This window comes from Streptomyces nigrescens, assembly GCF_027626975.1.
Lineage (GTDB): Bacteria > Actinomycetota > Actinomycetes > Streptomycetales > Streptomycetaceae > Streptomyces > Streptomyces nigrescens.
In genome coordinates, this window is record NZ_CP114203.1 from 6,071,527 (window position 1) to 6,089,764 (window position 18,238).

General features: G+C 72.8%; 13 protein-coding genes. 6 read left to right on the forward strand and 7 right to left on the reverse strand.

Annotated features, from left to right (window positions below):
* Positions 1–136: 136 nt before the first annotated feature.
* The 3 genes from STRNI_RS27105 to STRNI_RS27115 all read left to right on the forward strand — a co-directional run bounded on the left by STRNI_RS27105 (position 137) and on the right by STRNI_RS27115 (position 2,017).
* Entirely contained in the window at positions 137–289 is a 153-nt protein-coding gene (locus STRNI_RS27105; RefSeq protein WP_277412172.1) for a hypothetical protein, read from the forward strand.
* Positions 286–1,458 carry a methyltransferase domain-containing protein gene (locus STRNI_RS27110; RefSeq protein ID WP_277412173.1) on the forward strand — a complete coding sequence of 391 codons (1,173 nt, stop codon included), beginning with the start codon at positions 286–288 and terminating at the stop codon, positions 1,456–1,458. The genes STRNI_RS27105 and STRNI_RS27110 overlap by 4 nt, the downstream gene beginning before the upstream one ends.
* Before the next feature lie 346 nt (positions 1,459–1,804).
* Complete coding sequence (locus STRNI_RS27115; protein WP_159488188.1) at positions 1,805–2,017, forward strand: hypothetical protein; 213 nt, start codon at positions 1,805–1,807, stop codon at positions 2,015–2,017.
* Between the two features lie 174 nt (positions 2,018–2,191).
* On the opposite strand, the gene STRNI_RS27125 is transcribed toward STRNI_RS27115, so the two are convergent.
* Positions 2,192–2,779, reverse strand: a complete 588-nt coding sequence (locus STRNI_RS27125; RefSeq protein ID WP_266443157.1) for a TetR/AcrR family transcriptional regulator — start codon at positions 2,777–2,779, stop codon at positions 2,192–2,194.
* 183 nt (positions 2,780–2,962) lie between these two features.
* On the opposite strand from STRNI_RS27125, the gene STRNI_RS27130 reads away from it, so the two are divergent.
* Positions 2,963–3,388 carry a DUF6463 family protein gene (locus STRNI_RS27130; RefSeq protein ID WP_266443160.1) on the forward strand — a complete coding sequence of 142 codons (426 nt, stop codon included), beginning with the start codon at positions 2,963–2,965 and terminating at the stop codon, positions 3,386–3,388.
* 164 nt (positions 3,389–3,552) lie between these two features.
* Here the strand turns inward: STRNI_RS27130 and STRNI_RS27135 are convergent, their stop codons facing one another.
* Entirely contained in the window at positions 3,553–4,350 is a 798-nt protein-coding gene (locus STRNI_RS27135; RefSeq protein WP_018093068.1) for a phosphatase, read from the reverse strand.
* Positions 4,351–4,567: 217 nt separating this feature from the next.
* Between STRNI_RS27135 and speB the strand changes: the two genes are divergently transcribed.
* Positions 4,568–5,554: an agmatinase gene (gene speB / locus STRNI_RS27140; RefSeq protein WP_042154989.1), complete on the forward strand. Its 987-nt coding sequence runs from the start codon at positions 4,568–4,570 to the stop codon at positions 5,552–5,554.
* A gap of 140 nt (positions 5,555–5,694) precedes the next feature.
* Here the strand turns inward: speB and STRNI_RS27145 are convergent, their stop codons facing one another.
* Positions 5,695–6,486, reverse strand: a complete 792-nt coding sequence (locus STRNI_RS27145) for an SDR family NAD(P)-dependent oxidoreductase (protein WP_266443169.1) — start codon at positions 6,484–6,486, stop codon at positions 5,695–5,697.
* An 86-nt stretch (positions 6,487–6,572) separates the two neighbouring features.
* Here STRNI_RS27145 and STRNI_RS27150 point away from each other — a divergent pair, with 86 nt between their 5' ends.
* A complete protein-coding gene (locus STRNI_RS27150; protein ID WP_109889900.1) occupies positions 6,573–7,424 on the forward strand; it encodes a helix-turn-helix transcriptional regulator in 852 nt (283 codons plus the stop codon).
* Between the two features lie 97 nt (positions 7,425–7,521).
* Here the strand turns inward: STRNI_RS27150 and STRNI_RS27155 are convergent, their stop codons facing one another.
* The 4 genes from STRNI_RS27155 to STRNI_RS27170 form a co-directional block, all read right to left on the reverse strand.
* Positions 7,522–9,729 carry an SUKH-4 family immunity protein gene (locus STRNI_RS27155; RefSeq protein WP_274735754.1) on the reverse strand — a complete coding sequence of 736 codons (2,208 nt, stop codon included), beginning with the start codon at positions 9,727–9,729 and terminating at the stop codon, positions 7,522–7,524.
* Positions 9,730–9,744: 15 nt separating this feature from the next.
* Positions 9,745–15,603, reverse strand: a complete 5,859-nt coding sequence (locus STRNI_RS27160) for a toxin glutamine deamidase domain-containing protein (RefSeq protein ID WP_277412174.1) — start codon at positions 15,601–15,603, stop codon at positions 9,745–9,747.
* A gap of 67 nt (positions 15,604–15,670) precedes the next feature.
* Positions 15,671–16,054, reverse strand: a complete 384-nt coding sequence (locus STRNI_RS27165; RefSeq protein WP_020397772.1) for a WXG100 family type VII secretion target — start codon at positions 16,052–16,054, stop codon at positions 15,671–15,673.
* A gap of 253 nt (positions 16,055–16,307) precedes the next feature.
* Positions 16,308–18,071, reverse strand: coding sequence for a helix-turn-helix domain-containing protein (locus tag STRNI_RS27170; RefSeq protein ID WP_277412175.1), 1,764 nt, complete (start codon positions 18,069–18,071; stop codon positions 16,308–16,310).
* Positions 18,072–18,238 lie beyond the last annotated feature (167 nt).

Consider the following 18,238-nt stretch of genomic DNA (forward strand, 5'->3'; position numbering starts at 1 on the left):
CCGTACCGCCCGCCTCGGGCTGGAGGAGGGGCCGGCCCGAGGCGGGGCATCAAGCCGGCCAACAAGGGAGGAACTGGGCACCAGACGGGTAGTAAGTGCAGGGCACCACGCACTGAATGAAGGAGAGGTACACGGGATGTGCATGCAGATCATCACCGCTGCTGATGGTGTGCAGCAAGGCGGAGAAGGAGACGGTGGCGACGGGCACCCTGGCCAGCCCTGGACGCCGCCCCCGCCGCCGCCCCCGGACGGTGACATGCCGCCCGGCGACGGGACGCACCGCAAGTGAGGCTCAACCCTCAGCAGGGTCACCGTGCCAGTGACGAGCTGGCGCGGTCCCTCATCGAAGCGGGAGCCCTGACGCCCGATTGGGCGGAGACGTTCAGAGCCGTTCCCCGATCGCTGTTCCTGCCGGACCTCGTCTGGGCGCACGACATGGCGACCGGCCGAAGTGCGCCCGTCTCCCGGAGCAGTGACCCCGCAGCGTGGGAGCAGGCGGCGTACGCGAACGTCCCGCTCGTCACCCAGTGGGACGACGGACAGCACACGGGCAGCGAGCCAGGGACCGTGCCGACCAGTTCGGCGAGCATGCCGTCAGTCGTGGCTGCGATGCTGCGAGACCTGGACGTGAGCGAGGGCATGCGGGTGCTCGAAGTCGGCACCGGCACGGGGTGGAACGCCGGACTCCTCGCTCACCGGCTGGGCAGCGGGAACGTGGTCAGCGTCGAGATCGACGAGGCGGTCGCCGATCAAGCCCGGGGAGCGTTGCTGCGCGCCGGGCTCCACCCCGAGACGGTCCACGGGGACGGAGGGGGCGGGTGGCCGGACGGGGCGCCGTATGACCGGGTGATGGTCACGGCGGGGGTGCGAGCCGTTTCGCCGCGCTGGTTGGAGCAGTCACGGCCGGGCGGGGTCATCCTTGCCCCCTGGGGCACTCATTACAGCGACCAGGACGCACTTGTCCGGTTGACCGTGCGGGAGGACGGTTCCGCGTCGGGGCCGTTCCTGCGCATGGTCGAGTTCATGAAGCTGCGGGAACAGCGCTTGGACTGGAACCGGTTCAGGGAGCACGTTCCGGATTTCCCGGGCGATGCCGGGGTCTCCCGTACGACGGTCGCTTTGACGGACCTGGGGGAACGCTACGAGCCCGCACGGTTCGTCATGGGGCTGTGTGTGCCCGACTGCGCCCATGTCATCAACAGGTCGGACGGGGGGAGTGCGAAGGCGTGGTTCTTCGATCTGAGGAGCCGGTCGTGGGCCGCCGCCGTGTTCCGCAGTGGCGAACCGGACGCCACGGTCTACCAGTCGGGCCCGCGTCGCCTGTGGGACGAAGTAGAGGCGGCCCACCGATGGTGGGCCGGCCGGGGCGAGCCGGACCACACCCGGTTCGGTCTCACCGTCACCGCGGAAGGGCAGCGGGTGTGGCTGGATGACCCGGCCGACTCCTGGGCCGTGTGACGAAGGAAACCGGCCCCGTCCGCGCGTGGCACGGGGCTCAGCGAACAGTCATGGACCCCACGGGATGTGTTCGCCTCCGCTTGGGGTGCGCCCGTCCCGGCGCACCCAGGGGGTCCGCCGTCATCTGCCGGCCCTGCCGGCCGAGTCCGGCGGTTCGGTCTCGGCCAACACGGTACGGTCGCCGATTCGACGACCACGTGGGCCAAGCGAAGGAAGCACTCGGAAAGTGACGACGCCCACCCACCCTCGAAGCCCACGTGGCGGACTGCGCATCGGCACAGTTTTGGGGGCATGCCTACTGCCCACGATCGAGGCGCCGCTGGCTTTCGTCACACTGGTCCAGCTCATGCCCCGCGGCGACGGCGCCGTCGAGTTCGACGCTGCTCAGGAGTTCGCGCTCCTCAGCAACCTCGGCATGGGCTGGGCCATGCTCTGCCTCGTCCTCACCCTTCCCTTCGTCAGAACGAGAACGCTGCGGCCCTGGTGGTACGCGCCGCCCCTCGCCATGCTCCTGGCGCTGGCCGCGCGGCTGCTCTTCTTCCCGCCCTACGGCAGCTGACCTCATCTGAGCCGTGCCGGTGCGCGCACAGCGGGCGGCCGGACGGCCCTGCGGTGAGCGCGGCGACCACCAGGGCGCGGCCCTCCTCGATCATGGTGCGGTCCCGGCGGCCGCGGTCCTGATCGTCGAACAGCACGAGTTCGCCGTGCGGCCCGGTCCGGGCGAACGGCCCTGTCAGCGCGGCTCGGCGGCTTCGCCAGGGGCGTTGTGGTGCCGCTCGGCCAGGGCGGTGATTCCTGCTGTGGCGGCGGTGGCGAGGTCGGTGACCATGGCGTCGTCGACGGGCAGGTTGAGGAGGTAGAGGGCGGACGCCAGGGAGCCGAGCAGCAGCAGGTGGGCCATTGCGGGGGCGACGGGTCCGGCCAACTCGCCGCGGGCCACGGCCTGTTCGATGATGCCGGCGAAGGCGGCCTGTTCGGCGGCCAGGAAGGTGTCCTGGAACCGGGTGTCCAGTTCGGGATTGCCGGCGAGTTCGCTGATCAGGGCCGGTGCCAGCTGTCGGGCCGCCGGGGTGGCCATGCGGGCGTGGAACGTGCGGACCAGCGCCAGCAGGTCCCCGTGTAGGGAGCCGGTGTCGGCCGGCGGGGGCAGCTGCTGCTCGTGCACGGTGGCGACGAACGCCATCTCGGCCTTGGAGGCGTAGCGGCGGTAGATCGCCGCCTTGCCCACCCCGGCGCGCGTCGCGACCTGGTCGACGGTCAGGGCCGGGTAGCCGACTTCGTCGATCAGCTCACGGGTGGTCTGCAGGATTTTGTGATCCACACGACTGTCTCGGGGGCGCCCGCCCCGTTGCCTTCTCGCTGTCATGGCTGCATGATACGGAACGCGAGTATCGGAACTAGAGTTTCGGAACTGTGGTTTCGGAGATTGCTGGCTCCCCGCTGGGCACGGACAACCGCGATGAAGTCGCACGGCGTGGCTTCGCGACGAGAACGGAGAACTCAGATGATCAAGTGGGCTGGCTGGATCATCACGTTATGCGGCACCGGACACACGGTCGGCGCCCTGACGCTGGAGAAAGCCGGGCGCTACGCCGGGACTTGGTTCAGCGGCGGACTGTGGAGCGAGGACTTCGCCGACATGAGCCCGGCGGGCAGCGCCTACTGGCTGAGCCTCGCAAGCTTCGGCATACCGCTCATCCTGGTCGGCCTGACGGTGCTGTGGCTGGACCGCCGTGGCATCACCCCGCCGGCATTCATCGGCTGGACGCTGGCGGGCTGGACCGTCGTCGACGCCGTGGTCCTGCCGTTCACGCCCTGGCCGATCTTCGTGGTCGCGTGCGCCCTGCTGCTGATCGGAATCCACCGCGCCCACCGCGACCACCCCGCGCCCAAGGGCCGGGCTGCCACCGGCGTGAACAGTCCGCAGTGACCGACGGAACCGGCCCCGTCCGTGCGCTGCCCTCCTGGGCGCGGTGGACGGGGCTTACGCGTGCGGTGGACGGGGCCTACGCATTCTCCGGCCCGCCGCCGCTGTGCTCGTGAAGGCGCCGGGCCGGGAGGCGAGCCGCGGGGGGCGTTCGGCCCAGGGCTGCCTCAGGCCAGTCCCGCCGCGTCCAGCAGGTACGCGGTCAGCGGGTCGTAGTGGCGGGGGCTGAGGACGTGGTCGTCCAGGGGGATCGTCACCTGGAGGGTGCCTTCGGCCTCGGCGAGGAAGAGGGCCGGGTCGTTGCAGTCCGCGAAACCCACGGCGTCGATGCCGCGCTGGCCCGCGCAGCCCGCCCAGCCGTGGTCGGCCATCACCAGGTCCGGCAGCGGGCGGCCCGCCTGCTCCAGGCCGTCCAGGATCGCGGCCATCGGCTCGGGGGAGTGGGTGTGCCAGAGCGTCGCACCGCGCTCCAGCATCGCCACGTCGCCGAACTGGAAGACCATGCCGTCGTCCGCGCGCAGCCCGTCCGGGATGACGACGATCTCGCAGCCCGCCGCGCGCAGTGCCTCGGCGGTCGCCCGGTGGACGTCGAGCAGGCCGCCCGGGTGGCCGGTCGCGAACAGCACCCGGTGCTGACCGGCGGCCGCCTTGCGCAGCACCGCGGCCGTCCGGTCCAGCGCGTCGACCGTCAGCTCCGGGTCGATGGTGTCCTGTCCCTGCCGGTGGTGCGGATCGTCGATGACCCCGCAGCGCTCCGCCATCACGGCCAGCACATCCTGCTCGTCCACCCACCGTTCGCCGAACTCCAGGCCGAACCAGTAGTGGCGGTCGCCGTTGGCGAGCCTGCGGTAGTGGGAGAGGTTGTTCTCGCGGGGGGTGGCGACGTCACCGGCGATCCGGGTCCGTACGAGATGATCGACGAGTTCGGCGCGCGAGGGGGCGGTGGCTGCGGAGGCTATCGGCATAGCGCCCATTGTGCCCGTACACCTGTTCCGGGGCGGGGGAGTTCCGCAGCGCGGACACCGGGGTGCGGATGCCGGAGCCGCGGCACCGCGCTGCGGACACCCCGTATTGCCTGGTCACCGCCCTTGTGCGCGCCCTGGCCAAAATGTCGAACGGCCCCGGTCCCGGGTGCGCAAATGTCCATGGGCCCGGCGCCCGGCGCTCCCTAACCTCACCGTCATGACCACCGCAGCCAGCGCATCCAACGGGCCCGTGGGCCCCGTCGACTCCTCCCGCGTCCCGCGCTATGCCGGGCCCGCGACCTTCGCCCGCCTGCCCCGCCTGGACGAGGTCGGCGGCCGGGCCGATGTGGCCGTCGTCGGTGTCCCCTTCGACACCGGCGTCTCCTACCGTCCCGGAGCCCGCTTCGGTGGCAACGCCATCCGTGAGGCGTCCCGGCTGCTGCGTCCGTACAACCCGGCCCAGGACGCGTCCCCGTTCGCGCTCGCGCAGGTCGCCGACGCCGGTGACATCGCCGCGAACCCCTTCAACATCAACGAGGCCGTGGAGACGGTCGAGGCCGCGGCCGACGACCTGCTCGCCGGCGGCGCCCGGATGATGACCCTCGGCGGTGACCACACCATCGCCCTGCCCCTGCTGCGCTCCGTCGCCAAGAAGCACGGCCCGGTCGCGCTGCTGCACTTCGACGCCCACCTGGACACCTGGGACACCTACTTCGGCGCCGAATACACCCACGGCACCCCGTTCCGCCGCGCCGTCGAGGAAGGCATCCTCGACACCTCCGCGCTCTCCCACGTCGGCACCCGCGGCCCCCTCTACGGCAAGAAGGACCTCGACGACGACGAGAAGATGGGCTTCGGCATCGTCACCTCGGCGGATGTCATGCGCCGCGGCGTCGACGAGGTCGCCGACCAGCTCCGCCAGCGCATCGGTGACCGTCCGCTGTACATCTCCATCGACATCGACGTGCTCGACCCGGCCCACGCCCCGGGCACCGGCACCCCGGAGGCGGGCGGGATGACCTCCCGCGAGCTCCTGGAGATCCTGCGCGGGCTCGCGTCCTGCAACTTGGTCTCGGCGGACGTCGTCGAGGTCGCGCCGGCGTACGACCACGCGGAGATCACCGCCGTCGCCGCCTCGCACACCGCGTACGAGCTGACGACGATCATGTCGCGGCAGATCGCGGCCTCCCGCCAGGGGGAGTAGGGGGAGGCGGGCGGGGCAGGGGCGGCGGCGTCCCGCGCGGGTGGAGCCCGGCGGGACCATTCCCGGACTTCCGTACGGCGCTGCCCCGCTCCCGCCGTGGGGGCCGGTGTCCTGCACGGCACACGGCCCCCCGTTCCGGCTCAGGCCAGCATGCCGCCGTCGACCCGGAGGACCGTGCCGGTGACGTAGGAGGAGCGGTCGCTCAGGAGCCAGGCGGCGGCCTGGGCGATCTCGTCCGGATCGGCGGCGCGGCCCAGCGGGGTCCGGGCGTTGAGCTGCTCGATCGTGCCAGGGGACTCCGCATCCCACGCGTACAGCATCTCGGTGAGCGTGGTGCCGGGCGCGATGGCGTTGACGCGGATCCCCTCCGGGCCGTACGTGGCGGCTGCCGACGCGGTGAGGCTGTTGACCGCCCGCTTCGCCGCGCCGTACGCGGGCAGCGCGGGGTTGGCCATCAGGCTGCCGACGCTGGAGGTGTTGACGAGGGCTCCACGCCGCGCGGTGGCACGGATGGCGGCGATCTCGGCGGTCATGGCCAGCCACGGGCCCTTGAGGTTGACGGCGCAGACATGGTCGAAGTCGGCCTCCGACAGCTCATCCATCGGGCCGGGCGGCTGGCCCGTCGCGCCGTTGTTGAAGGCCACGTCCAGCCGGCCGTACAGCTCCACGGACCGGTTGACGGCGGACCGGACGCCGGCCGGGTCGGTCAGGTCGCACACCACGTAGTCCGCGGTACCGCCGGCCGCCCGGATCTCCTCGGTCACCGCCTTGAGCTGCGACTCCGTGCGGGCCGCGAGGAGAACCCGGGCGCCCTCCCGGGCGAAGAGCCGCGCTGCTGCCGCGCCGATGCCGCGACCGGCACCGGTGATGAAGGCGACCTTGCCGGCGAGCAGGCCAGGGGCCGTGGTGGACATGATCGGTGTCTGGTTCATGGCGACGAGCCTGTTCCCGGCAGCCCGGCGCATCCAGGCACCGACAGTGCCTGGCTGGGCACCTCGGCGCCGCACACACTGGGGAGATGGATCGACGAGAGCTGGCCGGCTTCCTGCGCAGCAGACGCGAGCGCATCACCCCCGCCGACGTGGGGCTGCCCGCCGGGCCGCGCCGCCGCACCCCGGGACTGCGTCGCGAGGAGGTGGCGCAGCTGGCGTTCATCTCGACCGAGTACTACAGCCGCCTGGAACAGGCCCGCGCTCCCCACCCCTCCCGTGAGGTGCTGGCCCAACTCGCCCGCGCACTGCGCCTGTCGGACGCCGAGCGCGACCATCTCCACCACCTCGCCGGCGCCCCGCCCGGACCGCCGCCCGGGCCCTCGCGGGAAATACGGCAGAGCATCGTCGACCTGCTGCGCCGGCTGCCGGAGGCCGCGGCGCTCGTGCTGTCGGCGACGTACGAGGTCATCGCCTGGAACGACCTGGCCGCTGCCCTGATGGAGGATTTCTCCGTCCTGTCGCGCCGGGACCGGAACCTCATCCGACGTGCCTTCCTCGGCCCGTACCGGAACGACCGGCGGCTGTACGGCGTCTCGGACGCGGACGAGTTCGCCCGGACCTCGACCCAGCACCTGCGCGCAGCAGCGGCCCGCTACCCCAACGACCCGGAGGTGACCGGCCTGGTCGCGGAACTCCTGGACGGCAGTGCGGAGTTCGCTCGGCTCTGGGCCGCCCACGACGTGACCGACCGGCCCACCCTCTGCAAGACCTTCGAGCACCCCCTCGTCGGTCCCGTGTCCGTCAACTGCGACGTCCTGGACATCGCCGACCGGGACCAGCGAGTCGTCCTCTACACCGCCGCCCCCGGCTCACCGTCGGAAGAGGCACTGCGGCTGCTGTCCGTCGTCGGCACACAGCGCATGGGCGTGCCCGGCTGATCCGTCCGCGCCGACGCGAAGGGAGCCCGGGGCCGGACCGGACGTCACCGCTCGCCCGTAACTCCCCGCCCGTAACTCCCCGCCCGTCACCGCCCCGTCAGTCGTTCTCGAAGATGTACATCCAGGCGTCGGACTGCGAGCCGGCGTCGTCGAGCATCCAGAGTTCTCCGCTGACGTGCTGGCGCAGCGCGTACTGTTCGTCGCTGTTGTCGACCGTCCGGGAGATGCGCAGGCCGGTCAGCCACTGGGCGGTCATGGCGAGGAAGTTCTCCAGGGAGGACGCCACCAGCGCGCCGTCGACCGGGTCGTCCTCGTCGCCCGGGACCCGGAAGACCTCGCCGCCGGTTCCGTCCAGGACCACGTCACCGCCCATCCAGCGGCCGAGGAGGAAGAACGGCCCGTCGCTTTCGGGGTCTTCGGCCGCGTCGTCCGGCCAGGTGTATTCGGTCAGGAAGGCGTCGTCGTCCGGGGCGAGGCGCAGGCCGCTCTCGTCGAACGCGGGGACGCCGATGCCGGTCAGCACCTCGCGGGCGCCGTCCTCCTCCAGGCCGGCCGGCAGTTGGTCCCCCTTGAGGGGGCGGAAGACGTCCTCGCCCACGACGGCGCGCAGGTCCGCCGCTCCGGGGGGCGTGGCGTGCCGCGGGGTGGTCGGGCCCGCCGCCGCGTACGGCCCGGAGAGCGGGGCGCGGCAGGGGGTGCCGGCCGTCTCCTCCCAGCCCTTCGCGGGGGCCAGGGCGAACAGGCCGCCGGGGCCGCCCAGAATCGCCAGTTCGCCCACGGTCAGCACCGGAGCGGAGAGCAGGCTCGGATGTGCCGCGTCGGTGCCCGGGACGGCGGCTTCGAGCGCGTCGAGCGTGGTGATCGTGTCACCGGTGCCCGACCCGTCCGGCCAGGTGAGGGCGGTGTGGGCGTCCTCCGGGACGACGGAGTCCTCCGGCCAGGGGCCGGCCAGCGGTTCGCCGGTTCGCGCGTCCCAGATGCTGACGTCCACCTCAGGTGTGCCGAGCGCGGCCACGGCGGGCCGGCCGTGCCAGCGGACCTCGGCCGTCTCGCCGACCACGCCCGGCGCCAGGAACGAGGCGTGGAAACCGCCCGGCGGACGCCAGCGGGTCCACACCGCCTTCCACGGGAGGCGGATCCCCGAGGCGAGGAGCCCGGCCACGAAGTCCTCGTCGCCCCGGGCGGTCGCCATCAGGTGCAGCCAGGCGGCCCAGGCGGTCTGCGTGGCCGGGACCACTCCGTAGTCCCAGAGGTACGCGGCGTCCGCCGCGGCGCTGTTGCTGCCGATGCCGCCGTAGTGTGCGCAGCGCGCGGCATCGAGCAGGGCCGTCTGCGGCAGATGGGCCACCAGCTCGCCCCGGGCGACCAGTTCGTCGAGGGTCTGCGTGGTCCACTTCTGCTCGTGGTCGGCCTGTGCCGCGTGCATGGCCAGCCCCGCGGCCGCGTACGTGCCGAGCGCTCCGCCCGCCGCCCAGCCGTCGGGGTGGGCGAGCTCCGGGGCGAGCGTCCGCAGCCAGGCCGTCATATGGCGGTTCACCCGGGTGACGGTTTCCGGGGCGGTCTCGCGCCGCAGTGACTCGGCCACCGCCTCGTCGACGAAGCCGACACCGTCCTCGCGCCGCTCCAGCCACCGGTCGTGCTCGGCCAGCACGGTCTGGAGCGCGTCCTCGGTGACCGGGCGGCCGTCGTCCGCGCGCAGGCCCGCCACGAGTGCCGCCCAGGCGCGCGGCGGCACCGTACGGGGCTCGGCGAGCGCCAGGGCCCGCACCTCGTCCGGCCAGGCCGGCGGGGTGGGCGCCGGGTCCGCTCCGGCCGGCTCCAGCCGGAGGCCGGCGTCGCCGGAGCGCAGCAGACCTGGCGCGTCCACCTGCGCGATCACCTGGAGTCCGGTGCGCGCGCACAGCGCCTTCAGGGTTCCGGTCAGCAGCCGCTCCGCCTCGTACGAACGGCGGGTACGGCCCATCCGGTGCACGTGCGTGAGCAGCACCAGCCGCCGTTCCGGGAGGGCACGTACCTCGGAGATCCACCTGAGGCCGCCGTACCGCCGGGACTCCAGCCCCAGCGCCGCCAGCACCTCCCCCAGCAGCTCCTCCGCGGTGCGCTCCGTGGCATCGACCAGGACGCTCGACGCGACCTGTGCGCCCACCTCCCGCAGCACCTGCCCGCCGTCGGCCGCGCCCTCGCCGACCAGGCTCAGCCAGCCCCCCGGCGCCAGCGGATCGGAGGTGTCCTGCCACCACCGCAGGAGTCGTCCGGCCGCCGCCCGCGCGGAAATGGTCTCCAGCACCGGGGTGTTACTGCTCATCGCTGCTCTCCTCGACTACGGCTTCGGCAGCATATGCATGCGGGTGGTTGCCCACAGATGGCCCATCTTCCGCAGGTGATTGTCCATCTCCTCGTCCATGATCTGCTCGTTGGGCTGCCGGTGGGCCTTCACCCGTTCATCGATCTTGGAGTCGGACAGCTCCGCCTTGCGCAGGGCCGCCTTCTGGGCGGCCTCCGACTGGCCCTCCATGCTCGCCAGGAGGTCCCTGCGCTCCTGCTGGAGGCGGGCACGTTCCTCGTCACGGGCCGGCTGGCCATCCGGATCGGTCCGGTAGGTCGTGCTGTAGTAGACCGGGAAGGGCGGGCGCTTCTGGATCTCCGTGGTGCAGTGGGCGTGCCCCAGCCCCTCACCGCACGGCTCGCGTTCGGTGTACAGACCGGCGACGTCGTACGTGCCCTGGCCGCTGGCCGTCTGGCTCTTGTTGAGCCGCTCCACCCACTCCAGCAGGTGCCGTTCGGAGTGCCGCGGGGTGTAACCCGAGTTTCCGGCCGGGATGGAGGAGTCGACGACGTAGGTGCTGTTCCCTTCGCTGTCGACGACCTCGATCACGGCGTAGTTCTTGCCCGTGAAGTCGGGCCGGGTGGAACCCGCCTGGCGCAGCAGCTGGTTGACGTGCGCGGTGGTCAGGTCGCGGCCGGCCAGATTGGGGCGGCGCGCGTCGCGGAGATCGGTCAGCGCCTGGTGCTCCGGCGTGCCGGGCTGCCGGTACGTCTCCGGCCACGACCCCGCGGGCTTCGCCTGCTCACGGGAGTGGGCACCGGCGGAGACCTCGTTCTGCTCGATGGGGTCGGGCTTCCCGTCCTTCTTGCGGGGCGGGGCGCCGTGGTACGGGTTCTCGCCGTCGGTGGCCCGCTGAGGGCTCTGGCCCACGCCGTTGTCCTCGTGGAACGCCTGGCTCATCCGGGCGAGCGTGGCCACGACGGCACCCCGCTGGCCGTCGTTCATGTCGGCGAAGTCCTTGCCGAGCACCTCGCGCAGTTCCCGCTCGGTGAAGGCCGTCGGCGGAATGTCGACGGGGTCGTTGCCGTCCTGCTTGTTGTTCGCCCGGGCGGCGTCGGCGGCTGCCTTGCGGTCGGCGGCCCGCTGCAGCAGATCGGCGAGGCTTCCGTCGTTCGCCCAGTGCTGCATGCGGTCATGGACCGGGTCGAGCCCGATGCGGTAAACGGGGTGCGGATGGGGCGCGTCGGGATGGTCCGGGTCGACCCGGATTCCCTGCTGCTCCGAGTCCGGGGGCAGGGAAGCGTGGTGGTCCGTGGTCCGCTCGGGCTCGGGCAGGTCGGAGTTGCGCTCTTCCCGGGTGTTCTCCGCCGAGTAGGGGTCCGAACCGGTCTGCTGCTCCGGGCTGTCGATGTCCATCGGGGACGGCGAAGGGTGGCCGTCGCCGTGCGCGCCCTCGGGCTCCGGGCCGTCGGTCTCCCTGTCCGTACGCGGATGCTTGGAGTCGCCCTGCTCGATCTCGTCCTCGGCCGGCCGCTTGGTGCCCGACGGGTCGGACGGTGGCTGGGGGGTGTCTTGGCCGGACGGGTTCTCCGGAGGCCGGCGGTCCGCGGCCGGCGGGTTGTCGGTGGTGTGCTGGGTGGTGTGTTGGGCGGGGGGCTGGTGGTCCGGGGTTCCGTTGTCCGGGGTTCCGTTGTCCGGGGTCCGGTGGGAGGGCGGCGGATCGCCCGGGGAGTGGTGATCCGGGCGGCCGGAGGAGGCGTCGGACGTGGTGCCGTCCTCCGCGGTGCCGTCCCTGGGGGTACCGGCGGGGTGTGGGCCGGGGGCGTTCTGTGGGGGATGTTGTGGGTTCTGGGGTTGGGGTTGGTTCTGGGGTTGGCCCTGGTGCTGCCCCTGGCCCTGGCCTTGGTGTTGTCCCTGACCCTGGCCTTGGCCGTGACCCTGGCCCTGGCCCTGCTGCTGGTTGGCCGCGGGGTCGAAGGGCTTGCGGTCGGCGTCCAGGGTCAGGTGCCAGACGCCGTCGGCGTGGGTGTGGATGGGCTGTTGGCTGATCTGGCCGGTCTGGCTGTCGACCCAGACGACCCGGCCGTTGTGGTTCACGGCGTTGAAGACATGGGCGCCGCCGCCGGAGCCGTCGGGGTTCTTGGGCCAAGTGACGAGAACGGCGGCCGCCGAGCCGTGGCCGGACTGACGGAGTTCGTCGGCGATGCGCTGGTAGCTGTCCTGGGCGTTCTGGCCGGAGTGGCGGAAGTTGGTCCCGGCCCAGTTCTGGATGTTGTTGGTGCCGTCGCGCTCACCGCTGACCCGGTCCAGGCCGCCGTGGCCGTCGTTGTCGTAGGTACGGGGTGCCGAGACCTGCGGGTTGCCGTACCAGGACTCCATGAACGAGCGGGTGCAGTCGGCGCAGTTGTTGGAGCGGCCCGGAACGGTCGGGCCGCCGTCGTTCTGGAGCTGGGACCAGGGCTGGAAGGGGTCCGCGTGACGCTGCGGGCTGCCGTCCGGATCGCGCGGGAAGTTGTTCTCCAGCGCCTGCTGGTCGTGCGGGAACGGTGAATACAGGCCGCTGGGCTGGTGGTTGAGGCTCGCCCGGACGTCGTTGAGGCTCGGCCGCGGGGGGTGGTTGGGCGCTGTCGGCTGCTGCTGTTGGTGCGGAGGCTGCGGCTGGTGGTGTTGGGGTTGTTGGTTCTGGTTTTGATTCTGGGGCTGGTTGTGGGGCTGGGGCGGGGCCTGGTGCTGTGACTGCTGGTTGGGTTGTTGCTGCTGGGGTTGGGGCTGGTTCTGGTGTTGCGGTTGCTGGTGGTTCGTCGACTGTGACTGCGGATGCGGCTGCGACTGCGGCTGGTGGCTCTGGAGCGTCGGCTGCTGACGGGGGTCCGGGCGGTTCGGCTGGTTCGTCGGCTGGTGCTCGGGCTGCTGCTGACGCGGGTCCGCACGATGGGGCTGCTGCTGTGGCTGCTGTTGCGGACGTTGCTGGTTGGGGTCGTGCGGTTGCTGCTGCGGAGGACGCTGAGCGTCGGGGCGGGGCGTATCCGGGCGCGGCTGGGCCTGGTCGGGACGCTGCTGGCGGGGGTCGGACTGCCCGTTCTGGGGGGTGCGCGGGTCGTCCGGGCGGGTGGCATCCGGGCGGGGGGCGTCCGGACGTGGCTGGTCCGGGCGGGTGGTGTCGGGGCGCGGTGTGTCCGGCCGGGTGGTGTCCGGGCGCTGGTTTTGGGGGTGTTGCTGGTCCGGGCGTACGGGCTGGGTCTGGTCCGGGCGCGGTGGAGCCTGGTCGGGACGTACCGGCTGAGTCTGGTCCGGGCGTACCGGCTGAGTCTGGTCGGGGCGCGGGCCCTGTTGGTTCGGCTGGTTCGGCTGGTTCGTTTGGGGTGGCTGGCTGCCCTGCGGGTGTTGCTGGTTCTGCCGGTCCTGGTCCGGGCGGGGGCCGTCCAGACGGGGGTTGTACGGCGGCGGCTCGGGGCGGCGTTGCTGGGTGGCGTCGTGGATGGCCTGGGAGCCGTCGGGGCGGCGGTTCGGGTCCGGCGAGGTGGTGGTGGGGCGGGGGCCGTCCAGGCGTGGGTTGTACGGGGGCGGTTCGGGGCGGCGCTGTTGGGTGGCGTCGTGGATCGCTTGGGAGCCGTCGGGGCGGCGGTTGGAGGGGGCGGACGCGTTTCCATTGGACGGTGTGCTGCCGCGCGGCGGGGCGGAGTGGGGAGTGGCCGGGCCGCCTTGCGGGGGCACGGCGGTGGGCGGGCCCGTCATCGGGCCGGGGTTCTGCGGGGTGTTCTGCGGCGACTGCTGCGGGGTGGAGGGCGTAGCGGTGCTGGGGTCCGCCGTGTGCGGGGTCGGCGGCGGTGCCGTCATGGTGCCGGCGGACTGGGTGGTGACGGTGGTGTCCTCGTCGCGCACATGCGGCATGGGGTCGCCGGGCGAGGGATCACGCTGTCCGATGGGCGGGCCGGACGAGGAGTGGTGCACCGGGGCGCCCTGGGACGGCACGCCCGCATGCGGGGTGGAGGGACGTCCGCCCGCGCCGGATGCGGAGTTGTCCCCGTTGTTCTGGGAGCCGCTCTGACCGCTGTTGCTGTCGCCCTGGGGGGAGTTGTCGGTGTTGGTGGGAGGGTTGCCGGCCACCGGGTCGGGGGAGGGCGACGCCTGCTGTGGCTGCTGGGACGCGTCCGGGTGGGAAGACCCGTCGGGGGTAGGGGAGTTGGACGGTCCGGCGGAGGAGTGGTCCGGGGCCGGGGCGGCGTCGGGGGTCGTCGTGCCGGAGTCGGGGGCCGGTGCGCCGTCGGGGTGCACGGACGGGCCCGGGGCCGGTTGTGTGCTGAGGGAGTCGGGGTCCGGGCGGGCCGAGTCCGGGGTGTGGTCGGGCGCCGGCTGGGTGCTGATGGCGTCCGGGCGGGCGGAGTCGGGGGTGTTGTCCGGTGCCGGCTGGGTGCTGACGGCGTCCGGGCGCGCGGCGTCCGGGGTGGTGTCCGGGGTGGGCCGGGTGCTCACGGAGTCCGAGTCCGGGCGGGCGGCGTCTGGGGTGGGGCCGCCGGAGTCGGGGGTGGTGCCCGAGTCAGGGCCGGGGCCGCCGGAGTTGGGGGTGGTGCTGCCCGAGTCCGGGCCGGGCGTGGAGCCCCCGTACGGGTTGTGGTTGTTGCCGCCCGTGTACCCCTCGTCGAACGCGGTGCGCTGGTCCGGAGGCGGCAGGGGCTGGGCCTGGGGCGTGTTGCGGTTGCCGTCCGGGCCGGGAGTGGAGCTGTCGCCCGTGGCGGAGGGGCCGCTGCCGGAGCCGGAGCCGGAGCCGGAGTCCGTGCCCGTACCGGAATCGCCGGCGCGCGGGGCATGCGACGGGCCGCCGGAGCTGTTGCCGCCGCCCGAGCCGTTCCCACCGCCACTGGACTCACCGGACCCGGCCCCCGACCCCGACCCGGAGCCGGTTCCCGACCCGGCCCCCGACCCGCTGCCGGTACCCGCCCCGCCACCGTCGGCCCCACTCCCCGACCCACTGCCGGAACCCGCACTGCTGCCGGACCCGCTGCCGGAACCGCTCCCGGCCCCCGACCCGCTCCCCGAGCCCGCACCGTCTCCGCCGCCGCTTCCACTCCCGGAGTTGCTCCCGGCCCCGGAGTTGCTTCCGCTCCCGGAGCCACTGGACTCGCTCGTGCCCCCGCCGTCTCCGCCGCTGTCCTCGCTCCCGCCCCGGCCGGCGGCGTGCTCCAGCCCGTCGCGGGCATGGTGGCCCGCCCGGCCGCCCGCGCCGTCGCGCAGGGACTCGGCGAAGGTCTGGCCGGAGTTCTTGAGCGCCTCCACGCCCGCCTCCGCGCCGGTCTTGGCGCTACGGCCGACGTCGAAGCCCTGCTGGGCCCCGAAGTGCATGTTCATGCCCTGCGCGATGGCGTCGGAGACCATCGCCTCCAGCGCGGAGACGGCCGGCTCCTTCACCGTCTCGACGATCGCCTCGACCAGCGCCTCTCGGGCTTCCTTGAGGATGCGGCGCACGATCAGACGGGTGGCCTGGGTGGCGGCGGCGGCGCCGATCTCGGACAGGCCGAGGGTGAAGGGCGCGGCCGCCTGAGCCGCGATGATCTCCGCCGCGAGGATCGCCAACTGGGCGATCACCGCGACTTTCATCCCGATGATGACCACGGAGCCGGAGTCCAGCGCGAACGCGATCAGCTCGGCGGCGCTACGGGCGTCGTCGAGGTAACCGGAGCCGTTGCCGGAGTACTTCTCCCAGGTCTTGCTGAAGCCGTCGATGCTGTCGCCGGAGTTGGCCGACAGCACGTTGCCGGCGGCGGAGACACCTTCGGACTGCAGCTGCTCGACGGCGCTCGCGAACGTCCGCCAGTGGTCGGCGGACTCGTTCATCTTGTCCTCGTCGCCCGTCGGCCAGTCGTATCCGAGCATCTCAAGGACCCACTCGAGCCAGTCCGGAAGCATGAGCGACATGGCGGCAATCCCCCGTTGAACCGTGAAGCGACGGTGACGATGGTGGAGCTGTCGAGCGGGCTGGGCCTCAGGTGTGCGGCGACTTGAGGGCGATGATCTTCTGGCCCTCCGCCTCGGCGTTGGCGACGTGCTGCTTCATCAGCGACTCGTTGAAGTCCTCGTCGGCCTGGTGGTTGTCGGCCATGGTGTTCAGGGCGCCGCCGATCTCCTGGAGCTTGGCGGCCAGATGCCCCATCGACTCGTACATGCCGTCGCGCAGGCCCTCGTAGACCACGCCGAACTTCTCGCCGATCTCGTCATCACCCCATGGAGGGGTGTCCTTGCCCTCCAGACCGGTGAGCGCGTTCTTCAGCTTCTCCACCGCGGACTGGTAGCGCTGTCCGACGCCGGTGAAATCCCGGCCACCTGACTTCAGTGACGGAATGTCTGCCTGCAGGCCATCTCCTGCCACAGCGTCCCCCGCTCTCCGCTCGTCACCGTGTACCGCAGAACGTTCAACTAAGTTTAGTGGCGTACGCCCTTATAGGCTCAAGAAGTTGACTGTCACAAGGGTGTTACCGAGTCCGGCATATGTCCGCCCCGGATTCCTGCGTGACGGAGCGTCGGGCATGCGGTGCCCGGAAACGCCCCGGCCCTCGGCCCCAGCCCCGGCCTCTTCACCCCGCGACTTAGCCACCACGTCACCGCGTCACCGCATCACCGCGTCAGGACGGCGTGGCGTCCCGGTCGAGCGAGCGGAGGGCGAACCACAGCTCCATCCGGACGTCGGGGTCGTCCAGGTCGGTGTCGAGGAGGCCGGCGATACGGGTGATGCGCTGGCGCACGGTGTTGCGGTGGATGCCGAGGGCGGTCGCGGTACGGTCCCAACTGCCGTGCAGCGCGAGCCAGTTGTGCAGGGTGGCGAGGAGGGGCGGGGAGTCGGTCAGCGGGGCGAGCAGGGCCTGGGCGTGCCGGCGGGCGTCCGTGGGGGCGACGAGGGAGGTGACGCTGTGGGGGCCGGGGGTGCGGTGGCGTACCAGGGCGGTGCGGCCGGCGAGGGCGCGGCGCAGGGCGGAGGCGGCATGCCGGTCGGCGGCCGGCAGCTCGGCGACCGGGGCGGGTTCGCTGACACCGAGCGTCCAGCCGGGGTGTGCGGTGATCTCGCGGTCGGCGGGGATCAGGGCGCGCAGGGCGGGGGTGGCGCCGGGGGCGGTGGTCGCCTCGGCGCCGGCCTCGGTGGGAGCCGCTGCCTCGGAGCCGGGGCGACGCGTCCCAGGGACTTCGGAGCCGGGGCGTTTCCCCGGGGCGGAGGGCGGTTCGGTGGCCGTACCCGGGGCGACCAGGGAGGTGCCCAGAGCGGCGGCCAGTGAGGCCGCCGACTCCGTGGTGTCGCGGCGGCGTTCGGCGTGCACGACGGTCCAGAGGGACGGGCCGAGGAGCGGGGCGACATCGGCCGGGCGGGCTCCGAGGAGCAGCCGGACCAGGGCCGCGGAGTGCTCGGCGGTGGCCGGGCCGTGGGCGGTGGCCGGGCCGGTGATCAGGGAGAGGAGTACGGCGGCGACGCCCGCGATGGCATGCGCGGGCGGGTCGTGCGGGTCCGCGGCGACGACCAGGACGAGCGCCTGACGGTCGCGGCCGCGGCCCGTCAGGGCGTATGCGGACAGGGAGGTGCCGGGGAGGGTGTCGGTGGCCGAGGACGGGCCGCCGGCGCCGATCACCTGGGCGAGGCGGGCGGCCGCGGTCCGTACGGCGGTGGCGGGGCGGGGGCCGGCGGAGCCGTGTTGCGCGCCGTCCGGGGCGAGCAGCGCGGTCCAGCCGTGCACATGGCGGGCGAGGGTGCGCAGCACGGCGGTGGCCGGGTCGGGGCGCGCTGCGGCCGCGGCCAGGGCGCGCTGTGCCTCGCTGAGCCGGGTCAGCTCGCGGTGTCTGGCCTCTGTGACGGCCTGCCATACCGCGCTCTCCACGGCGGTGAACGGGGTGCCCGCCGGGACCTCGACGAGCGGCAGTCCGTGCCGGTCGCAGGCCGCCACCAGGGCGGCGGGCACGGTGTCGTGCACCGGCGCGATCCCGAAGCCGAGGGCAGCGGCACCGGCGGCGACGGTACGGGCGGCGTAGCCGTCCAGATAGGCATCGAGGGCACCCGGCGTGCGTGCAGCGTGCGCCTTGCCCGGTTCCGCCGCGGCCGACGGGTCTGGTCCCGCCGCACCCGCCAGGCCTGGTCCTGCTGCGTCTGACGCGCCCGGCCTCGCCGCGGCCCCACCCGCCCCCTCCGTACCCCCCATCACCTCCGCCAGGTGCACCCCCGCCGTCAGCAGCATCTCGCCGCCCAGGAGGTAGGGCACCGGGTCGGCCATCTCGGAGGTGTGCACCCAGTGGATGGCGACGCCCTGGCGCGGGCCGGCGATCTGGCGCAGGCCCAGATCCGTACGGGCGAGGAGGTCCGCCAGCGGCACCGGCGGGGTGGACGGCGGAGGCATCGGGTGCGGCATGTGCGGACCATCCACATCGGAGGGTGACGAGTGGAGGAAACGTACACTTCAGCGTCGTCCTGCCGCCTCCCAGGGTCAACCCCCGGGACGCGGCGCTTGGACGGGACCCCCGCTCGCCAAGCGCCCGTCGTCCCCCTGTCACACCCCCACCCCCCATTGCACTTCTC